The organism is Massilia sp. S19_KUP03_FR1 (genome assembly GCF_036688685.1).
Classification (GTDB): Bacteria; Pseudomonadota; Gammaproteobacteria; order Burkholderiales; family Burkholderiaceae_D; genus JALYUM01.
On sequence record NZ_JAQQPS010000004.1, the window covers coordinates 279,743 to 295,839 of the forward strand.

Sequence of the window (16,097 nt, forward strand, 5' to 3'; positions counted from 1 at the left end):
CTCTGACCGTCGGCGGCCTGACTGACAGGACCGGCGGCAGTCGATTCAGTCGGCGTACCGCGCCAGCCTCTGCGGCGCTTCGCAGGTACAATGCCGTTCGATTTTCCCGACGACCGTTACAACGATACGATTTTGGATGCTGATGGCTGATTTCAGCGGCGCTTTCGCCCACACCCTTGGCAGCTCCGCTGTGGCCGCCGAGATTCTCGCCCACGACTGGGCGCGCAGCGCTTTCGGACCGCTGGAAGTGTGGCCGCGCTGGCAGAAGGCGGCGTTGGCCATGGTGATGCGCAGCCCCACGCCGATGGCCCTGCTATTCGGCGCCGACGGCCTGCTGTTGTACAACGACGGTTACCGGGTCGTGCTGGGCGACCGTCATCCGGCCGTGCTGGGCAGCAGCGTGCGCGCCGCCTGGCCGGAAGCGGCGTCGTTCAACGACGACGTCGTCAAGCAGGTGCTCGGCGGCGCTTCCTTGTGCTATCGCGACCAGCCCTTTCGCATCGCCCGCGGCGGCGCCATCGACGAGCGCTGGTTCGATCTCGATTATTCCCCGCTGTTCGACGACCACGGCCAGCCCGCAGCAGTGCTGGCCGTGGTGATCGAACAAACCGCCCTGAAACACGCCAACGCCGCGCTGCGCGAGTCGCAGCAGCGGCTCGACCATGCGCAGGCGGCCGGCCGGGTCGGCACCTTCACGCTGGAACTGGGCACCGGCACGCTGTTCACCACCAGCGGTTTCAACCGCATCTTCGGCCTGCCGGATCAGCCATCCGTCGACGTCGCCACGGTCGAAGCGCTGATCATGCCGGATGACGGCGAAGCGCCGTCGAACGCCGCCAACCGCGCCGACCAGTCCTCGCCGCTGCAGGTGGAATACCGGATCCGCCGGCCCGACGACGGCGCGCTGCGCTGGATCCTGCGCCGCGCCGGCTACGAGCACGACAGCGCAGGCGTGGCCGACCGCATGGTCGGCGTGGTCCAGGATGTCACGGAGCGAAAAGCGGGCGAACTGGCGCTGGCCGAAAGCGCCGCGCAGTTCCAGACGCTCACGCAGGCCTTGCCGAACCTGGTCTGGAGCGCCAATCCCCAGGGCGACATCGACTGGATGAATGCGCGTGCGTGCGAGTACAGCGGGCTGGCGCCAGGCGTGCTGATGGGCGGCGGCTTGATCGGCATCGTGCAGCCGGACGACGCCCCTGAGGCGGCGCGCGCATGGCGCAATTGTGTTGCCTCGGGGGCCTTGTACGAAACCGAATACCGCATCCGCCGCGCCGACGGCCAGTACCGCTGGCACCTGGTGCGCGCCTTGCCGCAGCGTGGGCCGAACGGGCGCATCGACCGCTGGATCGGCACCTCGACCGACATTGATGAGCGCAAGCGCCTCGAAACCCACAACAAGCGCGCCCTGAACCGCATCTGGGGCCTGTCGCAGGAGCTGATGCTGATCTGCGACTTCAGCGGCGCGATCGCTGCCGTGAACCCGTCGGCCGCGCGCCTGCTGGGCTGGAGCGAGGAGCAGATGATCGGCAAGTACCTGGCCGATTTCGTCCATCCGGACGACCTGGCCAGCACCGCGGCCGAAGTGGCGAAATTGAGCGAAGGCGTGACCACGCTGGCGTTCGAGAACCGCTACCGCGCCAGCGACGGCAGTTACCGCCTGCTGGACTGGACGGCGGTGCCGGACAACGGCATGATCCACGCGGTCGGGCGCGACGTAACGCGCGAACGCGTGGCCGAAGAAGCGCTGCGCCAGTCGCAAAAGCTCGAAGCGATCGGCATGCTCACCGGCGGCGTGGCGCATGATTTCAACAACGTGCTGGCGGTGGTGCGCACCTCGATCGACCTGCTGCGCCTGGTGCCGCTCGACGTGGAACGGCGCAAGCGTTATATGGACGCGATCTCGGACGCGGTGACGCGCGCGGCCAGGCTGACCGGCCAGCTGCTGGCCTTTGCGCGGCGCCAGTCGCTGCAGCCGGAAGTGTTCGACGCCGGCCGGAATGTGCAGATGGTCAGCGAAATGATCGGCAGCCTGACCGGGGCGCGCATCCGCATGGACTACCAGGTGGCCCCCGACGCCTGTTTCGTCGACGCCGATCCGAGCCAGTTCGACACGGCCATCGTCAACCTGGCGGTCAACGCGCGCGATGCGATGGACGGCAGCGGCAAACTCACCATCAGCGTGGGCCAGAGCGCCATGATTCCGGCGGTACGAGGGCAGGCAGCCGTGCACGGCCCGTTCGTCGCGGTGGCCGTCAGGGACACCGGCAAGGGCATTCCGCCTGAAATGCTGAGCCAGATTTTCGAGCCGTTTTTTACCACCAAGGGCAGCGGCCACGGCACCGGCCTGGGCCTGTCGCAGGTGTTCGGCTTCGCCAAGCAGTCGGGCGGCGAGATCGTCGTCAACAGCAGCGTCGGCGTCGGCACCGAGTTCACGCTGTACCTGCCGCGCGCCGCTGACCCGGGCGCGGGCGTGCAAGCCCCGACTCAGGCGCAGGGCCTGGTGCGCGGCGACGGCCGTTGCATCCTGGTGGTCGAGGACAACCAGGACCTCGGCGTCATCGTGCGCCAGAGTCTCGAGGAGCTCGACTACACCACCGTGATGACCACCAGCGCCGAACAGGCCCTGGAGGAACTGGCCGCCGATGCGGGGCGCTTCGCGGCCGTGTTCTCCGACGTCGTCATGAACGGCATGGGCGGCTTCGCGCTGGGCCAGCAACTGCGGCGCATGTATCCGGCACTGCCGTTGGTCCTGTCGAGCGGTTACAGCGCCGTGCTGGCCAGTGAGCACAAGCACGGCTTCCAGCTGCTGCCCAAGCCGTATTCGCTGGCAGAGCTGGCGCAGACGCTGCACCAGGCCATTGCCGGCACTGGCGCGGCAGCCCGTGCTGCGCCAGTGCCGCCGCCCGCCGTCGGGCTGGCCGGGCGCGACCAGGAGTTGTTCCGTCTCGCCGAGCTCGATCGTTTGCAGATCCTCGATACGAAGCCCGAAGGCGCCTTCGACGCCCTGACGCGCCTCGCGGCCGAACGGTTCGACGTGCCGATCGCGCTCATCTCGCTGGTCGACGACCGGCGCCAGTGGTTCAAGTCGCGGCTTGGCGTGGATGCCAGCGAAACGGCGCGCGAACACGCGTTCTGCGCCCACACGATCCGCACGCCCGGCGAGGTCATGCTGGTGCCCGATGCGACCCGGGATGCGCGTTTCGCCGCCAACCCGCTCGTCACGAGCGAGCCCGGCATCCGGTTTTATGCCGGCGCGCCGCTGGTCACCTCCGCCGGCCATGCGCTGGGCACCCTGTGCGTCATCGACCGCAAGCCGCGCACTCTGACCCCGGATCAAGTGACGCAGCTGCGCGCGCTGGCCGACCAGGTCGTCGGCCTGATCGAAGCGCGCGGGCGCGCTGCGGAAAAAATGGCGCCGTGAGACGGGTCCACGGCGGGTCAGTTGCGTGTCAGCTTGCCATGCTTGCCCCTGCTGTAATCTCCGTCCTACCTGATCACAGGATGGCTACTGCTTCTTGGCTTCTATTAACTTTTGCATAATGACCGTATTGTCCAACTGGACGAACTTTCATGACTGTATCTTTATGAAACCTGCATTCCTCGACCACTACCTGCAACCGGCGCCGCTGACGGCGCCGCCAGCCCATGAGCGCGCTGCGGCGCGCGATCTGTATTTCGAGCTGTACAACAACCCGGATCAGGCGCAAGCCGCCGCCCAGGCTTTTCTCGCGCACCAGATCGGCGCGGTGCAGGCCATACCGTCCGACCTGCCGGCCAGCCTCGACGCGTTACATGCCTGGATGCTGGAACGCACCGAAGCAGTCGGCGCCGCCTACCGCGATTACCTGGCCGCGCGCAAGACCGGCGCCGCGCGCCGCTACTTCAGTAACCGCGCCCACGCGCTGTATTTCATCAAGGCAGTTGCACCGACCAAGCTGGTGGATGGCTCGTGGCTGTTCGGTTTGTTGCGCCATTGGGACAATCCCGATTTTCATCCGCTCATCAAAACCTATCTCGAAGAGCTCGGTGACGGCGCCCCCGACAAGAATCACGTCACGATTTTCCGCAAACTCATCGCTACCCACGGCTGCGACGGCTGGCAGCAGCTCGACGACAGCCACTTCGTGCAAGGCGCGATCCAGCTCGCCCTGGCGCACAATGCCGAAGACTATCTGGCGGAAGTGATCGGCTTCAATCTCGGTTACGAGCAGTTGCCACTGCACCTGCTGATCACCTCGTATGAACTCAATGAACTGGGCATCGATCCGTATTACTTTACGCTGCACGTGACGGTCGACAATGCCGCCAACGGGCACGCCGCGAAAGCCGTCGATGCCCTGAAAAACCTGATGCCGCGCGTGGGTGACAGTGCAGATTTTTACCGGCGCGTCATTGACGGCTACCGTCTTAATGAGCTGGGTGCGTCGACCAATTCGACCATCGCGTCGTTCGACCTCGACGCGGAGCTGATCGGCATCATGGCCGCAAAAAGCGTCACCGGTAAAAACATGCACTCGGACTATTGCCGCGTGGCGGGCAAGTCCATCAACGACTGGCTCGCCAGCCCCGATAATGTGCCGGCCTTCATGCTTGCACTGGAAACGGCGGGCTGGATCACGCGCGGCGCAGACCCCGAGCAAAGCCGCTTCTGGAGCCTGATTCAGGGCGACAAGGCCGAGATGTTTGGCGTGTTCAGTCCCTACGAGCAGCAAGTGTTGCGCGACTGGATTGCCAGCCCGCGTGCGGCTGTCGAGGACGCAGCCAACGATCGCAGCGGCGCTGCTGTAGAAGAACAACAGCCAATAGTGTTGAGCCATCGGGCCCGACAGCGTATGCTGGCGAATGTTGGTCAATTGTCACGTGACGGGGAGCATCCGTTGCGTGGCTTGATCCGGCGCCGTCCTGACCAGATGGGGTCGGGCGTGTCGGAGCTGCATTTGCTGGAAGAACAAATTGCAGCCCTGCCTGGCAAGCAGCAGGCGATGGCCTTGTTGGCCAGTTTGATGGGGCCGGCAAGCCACCACAGCGCCGTCGGGCTGATGGCCACCCGGATGTACTCGCAGTTGCTCGATCACTGAGTGGTATCGATCGGGGCAGCGGCGGGACCCGCTGCCCCGATTTGCGGTCGCAATAATAATTATTAGAAGGAAAGCAAGTGCGTATCCTCGAACAACGTTTTCTGCGTGGTCCCAACCTGCACGCAGATACACCCTGCCTGTTGTCCGTCCTCGATCTCGGGTCCTTGTACGGCGTTTCGTCGAAAGACATCCCCGGTTTTGCTGACGCCTTGCTCGCGCTGATGCCGACCCTTGAGGGCTACACCTTGCCGACCGGCCAGCTGGGCGGCTTTGGCCAGCGCCTGCGCGAGGGCACCTACATGGCGCGCATCGTCGAGCAGGTCACGCTTGACTTGCAATGCCAGGCGGGCGCGCCGGCCAGCTACGGCCGCACCCGGCCCGTCACCGGCCATTCAGGTCAATTCCGCGTGGTGTGCGCGTATGCGCTGGAAAACGTGGTGGCGCCGGCCTTTCGGATTGCCGTCGAGCTGGTGGTGGCCTTGAGCCGCAACGAAACGTTCGACCTGGCCGCGCGCCTGGCGCAGTTGCGCGCCACTGCCTTGCAGTTTGCCGTCGACCCCAGCACGGCAGCCATCCTGTCGGCCGCCCATGAGCGCGGCATTCCCACCCAGCGCCTGTCCGAAGAGGCGAACCTGTTCCAGCTCGGCTGGGGCAGCAAGCAGCAGCGCTTGCAGGACACCTTGACGGGCGCCGCCAGCCATGTCGCCGTGCAGATTGCAGGCGACCGGCGCCTGTCGATGGCCCTCCTGCGCGAGGCCGGCATCCCGGTGCCACCCGGTGAAGCGGCGACCACGCGCGAGAGCGCCCTGGGCGCGGCGCGCCGGCTCGGTCTCCCGGTCACCATCAAACCGTTGCGCGCCAGCCCGAGTGACGTGGCCATCGAATGCGCCACCCTGGCCGAGGTCGAAGCGGCATTCCTGCCGGACGGCATCATCGTCGAGCAATCGGTGGCCGGCAAATCGTTCCGCGTGCTGGTCGCGGGCGGCCGGATTGCCGCCGCGGCGTGGCGCCGCCCGGCCCAGGTGACGGGCGATGGCGTGCACAGCATCCGTGATCTGGTGGCGCGCGAAAACCGCAATCCGCTACGCAGCGCCGACCATGTGAATATCCTCTCGGCGCTGCGGCTCGATGCGCACGCCGACGCCGTGCTGGCGCGCCAGGGCTTCACGGTCGACAGCATTGCGCCATCTGGCCAGCCGGTGCGCCTGCGCGCGCGCGCCAACCTGGCCACCGGCGGCACCGTGGAAGACGTCACCGACCGGCTGCCCAGTTCCACCCGGCGCCTGTGCGTGCGCACGGCCGCCACCATCGGCCTGGACGTGGTCGGCATCGACATCGTCTGCGCCGATATTGGCCTGCCTCTGAAGGGGCAGGGTGGAGCGATCGTCGCGGTGACCGCCATGCCGGACGTGCGCATGCATGAACACCCGACCGTCGGCATGGCGCGCGACGCCGGTGACGCCATCGTTGACAGTTTATTGGGCGACTCGGACGGCCGCATCCCGCTGATCGCCGTCACCGGCACCAACGGCAAGACCACCACCGCACTGATTGTGGCCCACTGCGCCGCCATGGCCGGCTTGCTGACCGGCGTGACCACCACCGAGGGCGTGTTCATCGACGGCGAGCGCGTGGCTACCGGCGACTGCACCGGCTACTGGTCGGCGCGCACCGTGCTGGCCGACTCCGAGGTCGAACTGGCGGTACTGGAAACGGCCCGGGGCGGCATCCTGAAACGGGGGCTGGCGTTCGACCGCTGCGACGTCGGCATCGTGCTCAACGTGACGGCCGACCACCTGGGCCTCGATGGCGTCGATACGCTGGAAGACCTGGCGCAAGTGAAAGCCGTGGTGGCGTCGTCGGCGTCGCACGCGGTGGTGCTCAATGCCGAAGACCGCCTGTGCGTGGCAATGGGCAGGCGCGTGCGCCCTGGCGTGGAAATCGTGTATTTTTCGATGGAAGCGGACAACCCGGTGTTGCTGCAGCACCTGGACCGGTCCGGGCGCGCCGTGTATTTGCAGGACAATGCCGTCATCATCGCCGACGGCACCCGCCGCCACGAACTGCTGCGCGTGGAAGCCATGCCGTGCGCGCTCAATGGCATCGCGCGCTACAACATCGCCAACGCCATTGCGGCGGCGGCAGGGTTGATGGCGGCCGGCTTCGACCAGCACCAGATCGCCGACGGCCTGTCGACCTTTGTCTCCGACGGCAAAACCAACCCGCTGCGCGCCAACGTTTTCGACGTGCGCGGCGTGACGGTAATCGTCGACTACGCCCACAACGCTGCGGCATACATGGCGCTGGCCGAGATGGCGCGTGCCATGCTGCCGGGCCAATTGATCGGCGTGGTGACCGCGCCGGGCGACCGCCGCGACGCCGAGTTGCTCGACATCGGCCGCACCTGCGGCGCCCGGTTCGACGAGCTGGTGGTGTACGAAGCCGAGCAGCGCGTGCGCGCGCCCGGCGCCACCGCCGACCTGATCCTGGCGGGCGCGCGCACGCAGGCGGGCCTGTCGGACACGCTGCACCGCGAACTCGACGCAGCCGCTGCCGTGCGCCTCGGGCTGGCACTGTGCGCACCCGGCGACGTGCTGGTTTTTGCCTGCGGCACCACGCTGCAAGTGCTGGTCGACGCGGTCCGCGCTACCGATCCAGAGGTGGCCGACCGTATTGCTGGCGAGATCGAAACCTAGCTTCAGGTACACTAAGTCGCATTACCATTGCGCAACCTTGCCGCAGCGGTCGCCGTATCTAGCGAGAAATCTGCTAAGATACCGCCCCTTCTACAGAAAGGTCTCCATGGCAAATGCGTGCGGCGTCGACTTCGGTACGTCCAATTCCACAGCCGGCTGGGTTCAGCCAGGCAAGTCGTCCCTGCTTGCGCTGGAAGATGGCAAAGCCACCTTGCCGTCCGTGGTGTTTTTTAATGCCGACGACGACGAGGTCAGCTACGGCCGTGCGGCTCTGGCGAATTACCTGGAAGGCTATGAAGGGCGCCTGATGCGCTCGCTCAAAAGCTTATTGGGCACCAGCCTGATCGACGGCCAGACCGAAGTGGCGGGCCGCGCGTTGCCGTTCCGCATGCTGCTGGCCCAGTTCATCGGTGAAGTCAAACGCCGCGCCGAAGAACAGGCGGGCGAAGCGTTTACGCACGCCGTGTTCGGGCGCCCGGTGTTTTTTATCGACGGCAACCCGGCCGCCGACAAGGAAGCGGAAGACACCTTGTCGGACATCGCCCGGTCGGTTGGCTTTCGCCAGGTCAGTTTCCAGTTTGAACCGATTGCCGCTGCCTTCGACTATGAATCGCAGATCGACCGCGAAGAACTGGTCCTGATCGCCGACATCGGCGGCGGCACCTCCGACTTTTCTTTGGTGCGCCTGTCGCCCCAGCGCGCCACGCGGGTCGACCGCCGCAACGACATCCTTGCCACCGGCGGCGTGCACATCGGCGGGACCGATTTCGACAAATACCTCAGCCTCGCCTCGGTCATGCCGCTGCTCGGCTATGGCAGCGCGCTCACCAGCGGCGCCCAGATCCCGTCCAGCTATTATTTTAATCTTGCCACCTGGCACACCATCAACCAGGCCTACACCAGGAAGAGCATCACGCAGCTGGCCGACCTGGTGCGCGACGCGCGTGAGCGCAGCAAGCTCGAGCGCCTGCAAACGCTGATCGACGAGCGCGCCGGCCACTGGCTGGCGATGCAGGTGGAAGAGGGCAAGATCGCCCTGTCGGCCAGCCCCAGCGCGACCATGGAGCTGAACCGCTTCTCGCCGCCGGCCTCGCTGGTCATCCACCGGTCCGACTTTGAAAACGCGATTTTGCCGCTGGTCGATACGGTCGACCGCACCGTGCTGCAACTGCTGACTGACGCGGGTGTCAGCGTCGACCAGGTCGATACCGTGTTCTTTACCGGCGGCTCGAGCGGGGTCGGCCTGCTGCGCCAGCGCATTGCGGCGCTGGTGCCGAACGCGCGCAAGGTCGAGGGCGACCTGTTCGGCAGCATCGGCGCCGGTCTCGCGCTCGATGCCCAGCGCAAGTTCGGCTAGGCAATCGTCATGAGCGTGTTTGCCCGCCCCATCGTCATGCTCGACTTCGAGACCACCGGCCTGTCGCCCGCGTTCGGCGACCGCATCACCGAGGTGGCCGCCGTGCGCATCGTGGAAGGACGCATTACCGAGCGCTACGTGTCGCTGGTCAACACCGGCGCGCGGATTCCATCCTTTATCACGTCGCTCACTGGCATCACGCAGGCGATGGTCGATGGCGCCCCGCCGGCGACCCGGGTGGTGCCCGAGCTGCTCGACTTCATCGGTACCGACACGCTGTCGGCCCATAACGCATCGTTCGATGAAAAATTCCTGCTGGCCGAGAGCGAACGCCTGGGCCAGCGCTGCGGTCACGCCAACCTGGTGTGTTCCCTGAAACTGTCGCGCCGGGTGTTTCCCGGTATGGTCAGCTACAAGCTCGGCGAGCTGTCGCGCCAACTCGGCATCGGCTTTCGCAGCGCCGCCCACCGGGCCGAGGCCGATGCCGAAGTGGCAGCCGAAGTACTGATCCATATTGCGCGCCACCTCGGCAGAAAATATGAACTGCAGCAATTGCCGGCCGATTTGCTGGTGGCGCTGAACCGGCTCGCCGCCGCGAAAGTACCGGCTTACCTGGGCAAGTACGCGCAACAGGCCGCGCCAAAGTAAGCGCCGCAGCGCACACGATTGTGCTTGCACAAATCCGGTGCAGTCATGGCTCATTATTATTTTGGCAATGCGCTCATTTGTTCGGGCGACCAGCCGAAAGCCGCCAATGCCTCGCCATCCCTCCGCCGCTCAGGACGACCAGACTTTCGCCTGGTTCCTCGCCGCGGCCAGGCGTGGCAACCCCTACGCCCAATTCAACCTCGGCATGCTGTACAAAAATGGCAGCGGCGTGGCGCGCAACGACGCCGCCGCCGTGGCCTGGTTGCGCCGTGCCGCCGAGCAGGGACTCGCGTTTGCCCAGAACCAGCTCGGGGCCATGCTGTATAACGGTCAGGCCCAGTCGGGCGACCGCGCGCGCGACGATTGCCAGGCCGCGCACTGGCTGCGCTGCGCGGCCGAGCAGGGTGACGCCTCGGCCCAGCAAAACCTGGGACTGCTGCATGGCGAGGGGCGCGGCGTTGCGCAGGATGCCGAGGCGGCGGTAGGCTGGTTTTACCGGGCCGCAGAGCAGGGCGTGGCCCGGGCCCAGGCCCTGCTGGCCGAATGCTATCTGTATGGGCGGGGCGTGCCCGTCAACTACCCGCTGGCCGCGGCGTGGTTGCGCAAGGCGGCGGCGCAGGGCGATGCAGCAGCCCAGTTCAACCTGGGCCTGATGCACGCCACCGGCCAGGGTGTCGCGGTCGACCCGGTGCGCGCCGGACGCTGGTACGCGCTGGCGGCCGCGCAGGGCGACGCCAGCGCCCAAAACAACCTGGCCGTGCTGTACGCCAACGGCGAGGGCATGGCGCGCGACGACCTGCTGGCGGTGCACTGGTATCGCGCTGCCGCCGGGCAGGGTCATGTGCTGGCCCAGTACAACCTGTCCGGTATGCTCGCCAGCGGGCGCGGCTGCGCGCCGGACGCCGTGCGGGCGCATATGTGGATGCTGCTTGCCGCCAGCAGCGGCGATGCGACGGCCTGCAGCAGCGTCGAGGCCGCCCGGCTGCGGCTCACAGCGCACCAACTGGCGCGCGCCGAGGAAATGGCCAGCGCCTGGCAGCGCGCGCGGCGCCAGCCCTGACCTGTGCAGCCAGTTGTTTTCACGCTATCATCGAAGTCGGCATCTGCCATTTTTCCTCCTGCGAGAAAACCCATGCACATGAAAAAAGCGGCTGTGGCCGTTGCGGTACTGTCCGCGCTTGGCGCCAATACCCTGGCCCAAACCTGCCCCGACTACGGCCCCGCACTGACCTACCCGGTCACCAAGAAAAGCGCCCAGAGCGACAACTACCACGGCACCACCATCGCCGACCCGTATCGTTGGCTGGAAGACGCCAACAGCAGCGAGACGCAAGCCTGGGTCGAAGCCCAGAACAAGGTCACGCAAGGCTACCTGGCCACCATCCCGCAGCGCGACGCAATCCGCCAGCGCCTGACCAAACTGTGGAACTACGAGCGCTATTCGGTGCCGTACAAGGAAGGCGGGCGCTATTTCTACAGCCGCAACGACGGGCTGCAAAACCAGGCCGTGCTGTACACCATGGCCGAACTGTCCGACACGCCGCGCGTGCTGCTCGACCCGAACAAGCTGGCCGCGGACGGTACCGTGGCACTGGCCGGGATCGCCGTCAGCCCGAACGGTTCCTTGCTGGCCTACGGCACCGCCGCGTCCGGTTCCGACTGGAACGAGTGGAAGGTGCGCGACATCGCCACTGGCAAGGATCTGGCCGACCACCTCAAGTGGGTGAAATTTTCCGCGACCGCCTGGACGCGCGATGGCAAGGGCTTCTTTTACAGCCGCTACGACGAGCCGAAGGAAGCCACCAAGCTGGCCGACGTCAATTATTTCCAGAAACTGTACTACCACAAGATCGGCACACCCCAGTTGGCCGACACGCTGGTCTACGACCGCCCGGACGAAAAAGAATGGGGTTTCCGCGCCCACACCACCGACGATGGCCACTACCTGGTCATTACCGCCACCAAGGGCACCGCGCACAAATACCGCGTGTTCTACAAGGACCTGACCAAGCCGGGTGCGAAGGTGCTGCCGCTGATCGACAACTTCGACGCCGCATACGATTTCATCGACAACGTCGGCCCGGTGTTTTATTTCAACACCGACCGCAAGGCGCCGCGCCAGCGCATCGTCGCCATCGACACCCGCAAACCTGGCGAGGCCAACTGGAAAACCATCGTGCCGGAACAGACCGAGACCCTGGTCGCCGCCCAGATGCTGAACCAGCAACTGGTCATCGAATACCTGGCCGACGCGCGTAGCGCAGTCAAAGTGGTTGATTTGACGGGCAAGCCGGTGCGCGACATCGGTTTGCCCGGCATTGGCTCGGTGGCGGGATTCTCGGGCAAGCGCGGCGATGCCGAGACGTTTTACTCGTTCACGGGGTACACCAACCCGACCACGATTTACCGCCTCGACATGGCCAGTGGCAAGAGCGAAGTGTTCCGCCAGCCGAAGGTCGACTTCGACCCGGCCCAGTATGAAACGCGCCAGCAATTCTTCACTAGCCGCGATGGCACCAAAGTACCGATGTTCATCGTCTCGAAGAAGGGCATCAAGCTCGATGGCAGCAATCCAACTTACCTGTATGGCTACGGCGGCTTCAATATCTCGATGACGCCGGCCTTCTCGCCAGCCAACCTGGCGTGGATGGAAATGGGCGGCGTCTACGTGTCGGTGAACCTGCGCGGCGGTGGCGAATATGGCGAGGCGTGGCACGAAGCCGGCACCAAGCTGCGCAAGCAAAACGTGTTCGACGATTTTATTGGCGCGGCCGAATGGCTCATCGCCAACAGGGTGACGTCGCCGGCGAAGCTGGCCATTGGCGGCGGCAGCAACGGCGGCTTGCTGGTCGGCGCGGCGCTGACGCAGCGTCCGGAACTGTTCGGCGCGGCGATCCCGCAAGTGGGCGTGATGGACATGCTGCGCTTCCACAAGTTCACCATCGGCTGGGCCTGGACGTCCGATTACGGTTCGTCGGAAAACCCGGAAGAGTTCAAGGCGCTGGTCAAATACTCGCCGCTGCACAACCTGAAACCGGGTACCTGCTATCCGGCGACGATGGTCACCACGGCCGACCACGACGACCGCGTGGTGCCGGCGCACAGCTTTAAATTTGCCGCCACCGAGCAGGCGGCGCAGGGCGGCAGCGCCCCGGTCATCATCCGCATCGACACCAAGGCCGGCCATGGCGCGGGCAAGCCGACCACCAAGCAGATCGAGGAAGTGGCCGATCGCTGGGGTTTCCTGGTCAAAAGCCTGAAGATGTAAACAAGGCATTCGCATGAGAACCCGGGGCCGCGCAGGCGCCCCGGGTTTTTTTACGTTTACCTGTGCACGACCACCAGCAGCGCCTTCGCCTCCGTTTTGCCAGTATTTCTCAGCACGTGATTCTGGTCGGCGCCGTAGCGCGCCGTGCCGCCTGTTTTGAGCTTGCGCTTCGACGTTCCCACCTCGATTTCAACCGACCCGTGCAGCACCGTCAGGTGTTCGTTTGTGCCCGGATCGTGGGCCTGCGAGGCCAGTTCGCCGCCGGGCGCCAGCGTCAATTCATACCACTCGTATTTACCGGCCAGCTCCATCGGCCCCAGGATGCGCAGCACGTAACCCGCGTGGTTGCCCGGCAGCGTCGGTGTTTCGTGCGCATCGAGTACGCGGATGGCCTCCACCTCGCGCGGCTCGGACGAAAGCAATTCGCCGATCTGCACACCCAGCGCATTGGCCAGGCGCCAGGTAATGGCAATGGTCGGATTGGCCTTCTCGCGCTCGATTTGGGACAGCATCGATTTCGAAACGCCGGCAATGCGCGACAGGTCTTCCAGCGTCAGGCCGCGCGCCAGGCGCATGCGCTGCAGGGTGGCGCCGACTTCGGGCGGGGCGTTGGTGGCGGGCGAGGTGATCATCATGAAGGGTTGCTTAACGTTAAGGGTGCGCCTTGCCAAGTTCAGTCAGCACGGGTAATATCCATTATATTGAATTTAAGTTCGAGATACAGGAAAACGTATGAAGCAGTACGCTCCCATCGAACCGGTGCAAAATACAGCATAGCGCACTTGCCGGCCCGGCCGGCATCAACTTTGACGAGGACACCATGAGCGATCAAGCGAAAAACGCCTTTTACAGCGGCCTGCAACACAATCTCGAGACCCTGCGCGAGCAAGGGCTGTACAAGCCGGAGCGCGTACTGGCCTCGCGCCAGGGCGCCGAAGTGGTGTCAATTGACGGCCGCACCCTCATCAATATGTGCGCGAATAACTACCTCGGCCTGTCGGGCGACCTGCAAACCCAGGAAGCGTCGATCGAAGCGACCAAAAAATACGGCTACGGCCTGTCCTCGGTGCGCTTCATTTGCGGCACCCAGACCGTGCACAAGGAACTCGAAGCAGCGCTGTCGACCTTCCTCGGCACCGACGACACCATTCTTTATGCGGCCGCCTTTGACGCCAACGGCGGCGTGTTCGAGCCGCTGTTCGACGAGAACGACGCCATCATCTCCGACGCCCTGAACCACGCCTCGCTGATCGACGGCATCCGCCTTTGCAAGGCTGCGCGCTACCGCTACGCCAACAACGACATGGTTGACCTGGAAGCGCAACTGCAGGCCGCCACCGCAGCCGGCAAGCGTCATAAAGTCATCGTCACCGATGGCGTGTTCTCGATGGACGGCACCATTGCCCACCTCGATAAAATTGTCGAACTGGCCGAGAAATACGGCGCGCTGACCCTGATCGACGAGTCGCATGCATCCGGCTTCATGGGCAAGACCGGGCGCGGCACGCACGAGCACCACAATGTCATGGGCCGCATCGACATCATCACCGGCACGCTGGGCAAAGCCCTGGGCGGCGCGATGGGCGGTTTTACCTCGGGCCGCAAGGAAGTCATCGACACGCTGCGCCAGAAGTCGCGGCCTTACCTGTTCTCGAACACGCTGGCGCCAATGATTGCCGGGGCCTCGCTGTCGGTGCTGAAGCGCCTGGAAAAATCGACCGAACTGCGCGACCGACTGCATGAAAATACCGCATTCTTCCGCGCCGAAATTGAGCGCATCGGCTTCACCATCAAGCCGGGCACACACCCGGTGGTGCCGGTGATGCTGTTCGAAGCGCCCATTGCACAGAAGTTCGCGGCGCGCATGTTTGAGCTGGGCGTGTTGTTGTCCGGGTTCTTTTACCCTGTGGTGCCGATGGGGCAGGCGCGCGTGCGTGTGCAGCTTTCCGCAGCCCACACCCGCGAGCAGCTCGAATTCGTGCTCAAGGCCTTCGAGCAGGCCGGCCGTGAACTCGGCATCCTCAAGACGATTTAATTCATACCATTTACACAGTTTAGGAAATTCATGGAACGCATCCTCATCATCGGCGCCAACGGGCAAATCGGCAGTGAACTGGTGGAGGCGCTGGCCGCCCGCCACGGTAGCAGCAACGTCATCGCTTCCGACATCAGCCCGACCAATCTCTACGGCGCGGCGCGCTATGTGCGCCTGGATGTGATGGACAAGGCGGGCCTGGCCCAGCTCGTGGCCGACGAGTCGATCACCCAGGTGTACCAGCTGGCGGCGCTGTTGTCGGCCACCGGCGAACAGGCGCCCCTGAAAGCCTGGAGCCTGAACATGGATGGCCTGTTGAATATCCTGGAAGTGGCGCGCGAGCGCGGTGCAGCAGGCACGCCGCTGCGCGTGTTCTGGCCATCGTCGATCGCCGCCTTCGGCCCGAACACCCCGTCCGAGAACACCCCGCAGTACACGGTGATGGATCCGACCACGATCTACGGCATCAGCAAACTGGCCGGCGAGCGCCTGTGCGAGTACTACTTCACGAAATACGGCGTGGATGTGCGCTCGATCCGCTATCCGGGCATCATCAGCTACAAGTCGCCTCCGGGCGGCGGCACCACCGATTACGCCATCGCGATCTTCCACGCTGCCTTGAAAGGCGAAGACTACAGCTGCTTCCTGGGCCCGGAGACCACGCTGCCGATGATCTACATGCCCGACGCAATCCGCGCCACCATCGAATTGATGGAAGCGCCGCTTGCGAACGTGGTGATCCGCTCGTCGTACAACGTGGCTGGCGTGTCGTTCAACCCGCGCGAACTGGCCGCCGCCATTGTGCGCAAGCTGCCGGCATTTATCATTTCGTATGCGCCGGACAGCCGCCAGGCGATTGCCGATACCTGGCCGAAAAGCCTGGACGACAGCCGCGCCACGCAGGACTGGGGCTGGAAAGCGGCGGTTGGTACGGAACAGATGGTGGCCGACATGCTGGCCAACGTCAAAGTGGACGTCCGCACCGCCGTCGCTGCCTGAGCCACGCATAAAAAAA

Annotated in this window: 10 protein-coding genes; 9 read left to right on the forward strand and 1 reads right to left on the reverse strand. The window is 65.0% G+C overall.

Going from position 1 to position 16,097, the window contains the following annotated elements; all coding sequences use genetic code 11:
- The first annotated feature begins 142 nt into the window (after nt 1-142).
- From V6M87_RS06305 to V6M87_RS06335, 7 genes are all read left to right on the forward strand, one after another.
- Nucleotides 143-3,421 carry a PAS domain-containing protein gene (locus V6M87_RS06305; RefSeq protein WP_332875741.1) on the forward strand — a complete coding sequence of 1,093 codons (3,279 nt, stop codon included), beginning with the start codon at nt 143-145 and terminating at the stop codon, nt 3,419-3,421.
- Between the two features lie 163 nt (nt 3,422-3,584).
- Entirely contained in the window at nt 3,585-5,078 is a 1,494-nt protein-coding gene (locus tag V6M87_RS06310; RefSeq protein ID WP_332875742.1) for an iron-containing redox enzyme family protein, read from the forward strand.
- Nucleotides 5,079-5,155: 77 nt separating this feature from the next.
- Nucleotides 5,156-7,774 carry a cyanophycin synthetase gene (gene cphA, locus V6M87_RS06315; protein WP_332875743.1) on the forward strand — a complete coding sequence of 873 codons (2,619 nt, stop codon included), beginning with the start codon at nt 5,156-5,158 and terminating at the stop codon, nt 7,772-7,774.
- Nucleotides 7,775-7,880: 106 nt separating this feature from the next.
- Nucleotides 7,881-9,131, forward strand: a complete 1,251-nt coding sequence (locus tag V6M87_RS06320; RefSeq protein ID WP_332875744.1) for an Hsp70 family protein — start codon at nt 7,881-7,883, stop codon at nt 9,129-9,131.
- Nucleotides 9,132-9,140: 9 nt separating this feature from the next.
- Nucleotides 9,141-9,779, forward strand: a complete 639-nt coding sequence (locus tag V6M87_RS06325; protein WP_332875745.1) for a 3'-5' exonuclease — start codon at nt 9,141-9,143, stop codon at nt 9,777-9,779.
- Between the two features lie 106 nt (nt 9,780-9,885).
- Nucleotides 9,886-10,839 (forward strand): SEL1-like repeat protein, encoded by a 954-nt coding sequence (locus V6M87_RS06330; RefSeq protein WP_332875746.1) that lies wholly within the window; start codon nt 9,886-9,888, stop codon nt 10,837-10,839.
- A gap of 72 nt (nt 10,840-10,911) precedes the next feature.
- Nucleotides 10,912-13,047, forward strand: coding sequence for a prolyl oligopeptidase family serine peptidase (locus tag V6M87_RS06335; protein ID WP_332875747.1), 2,136 nt, complete (start codon nt 10,912-10,914; stop codon nt 13,045-13,047).
- 56 nt (nt 13,048-13,103) lie between these two features.
- Here the strand turns inward: V6M87_RS06335 and V6M87_RS06340 are convergent, their stop codons facing one another.
- Nucleotides 13,104-13,679, reverse strand: a complete 576-nt coding sequence (locus V6M87_RS06340) for a helix-turn-helix domain-containing protein (protein ID WP_332875787.1) — start codon at nt 13,677-13,679, stop codon at nt 13,104-13,106.
- A gap of 188 nt (nt 13,680-13,867) precedes the next feature.
- Between V6M87_RS06340 and V6M87_RS06345 the strand changes: the two genes are divergently transcribed.
- A complete protein-coding gene (locus V6M87_RS06345) occupies nt 13,868-15,082 on the forward strand; it encodes a glycine C-acetyltransferase (RefSeq protein ID WP_332875748.1) in 1,215 nt (404 codons plus the stop codon).
- Nucleotides 15,083-15,112: 30 nt separating this feature from the next.
- Nucleotides 15,113-16,081: an NAD-dependent epimerase/dehydratase family protein gene (locus tag V6M87_RS06350; protein WP_332875749.1), complete on the forward strand. Its 969-nt coding sequence runs from the start codon at nt 15,113-15,115 to the stop codon at nt 16,079-16,081.
- The last annotated feature ends 16 nt before the right edge of the window (nt 16,082-16,097 follow it).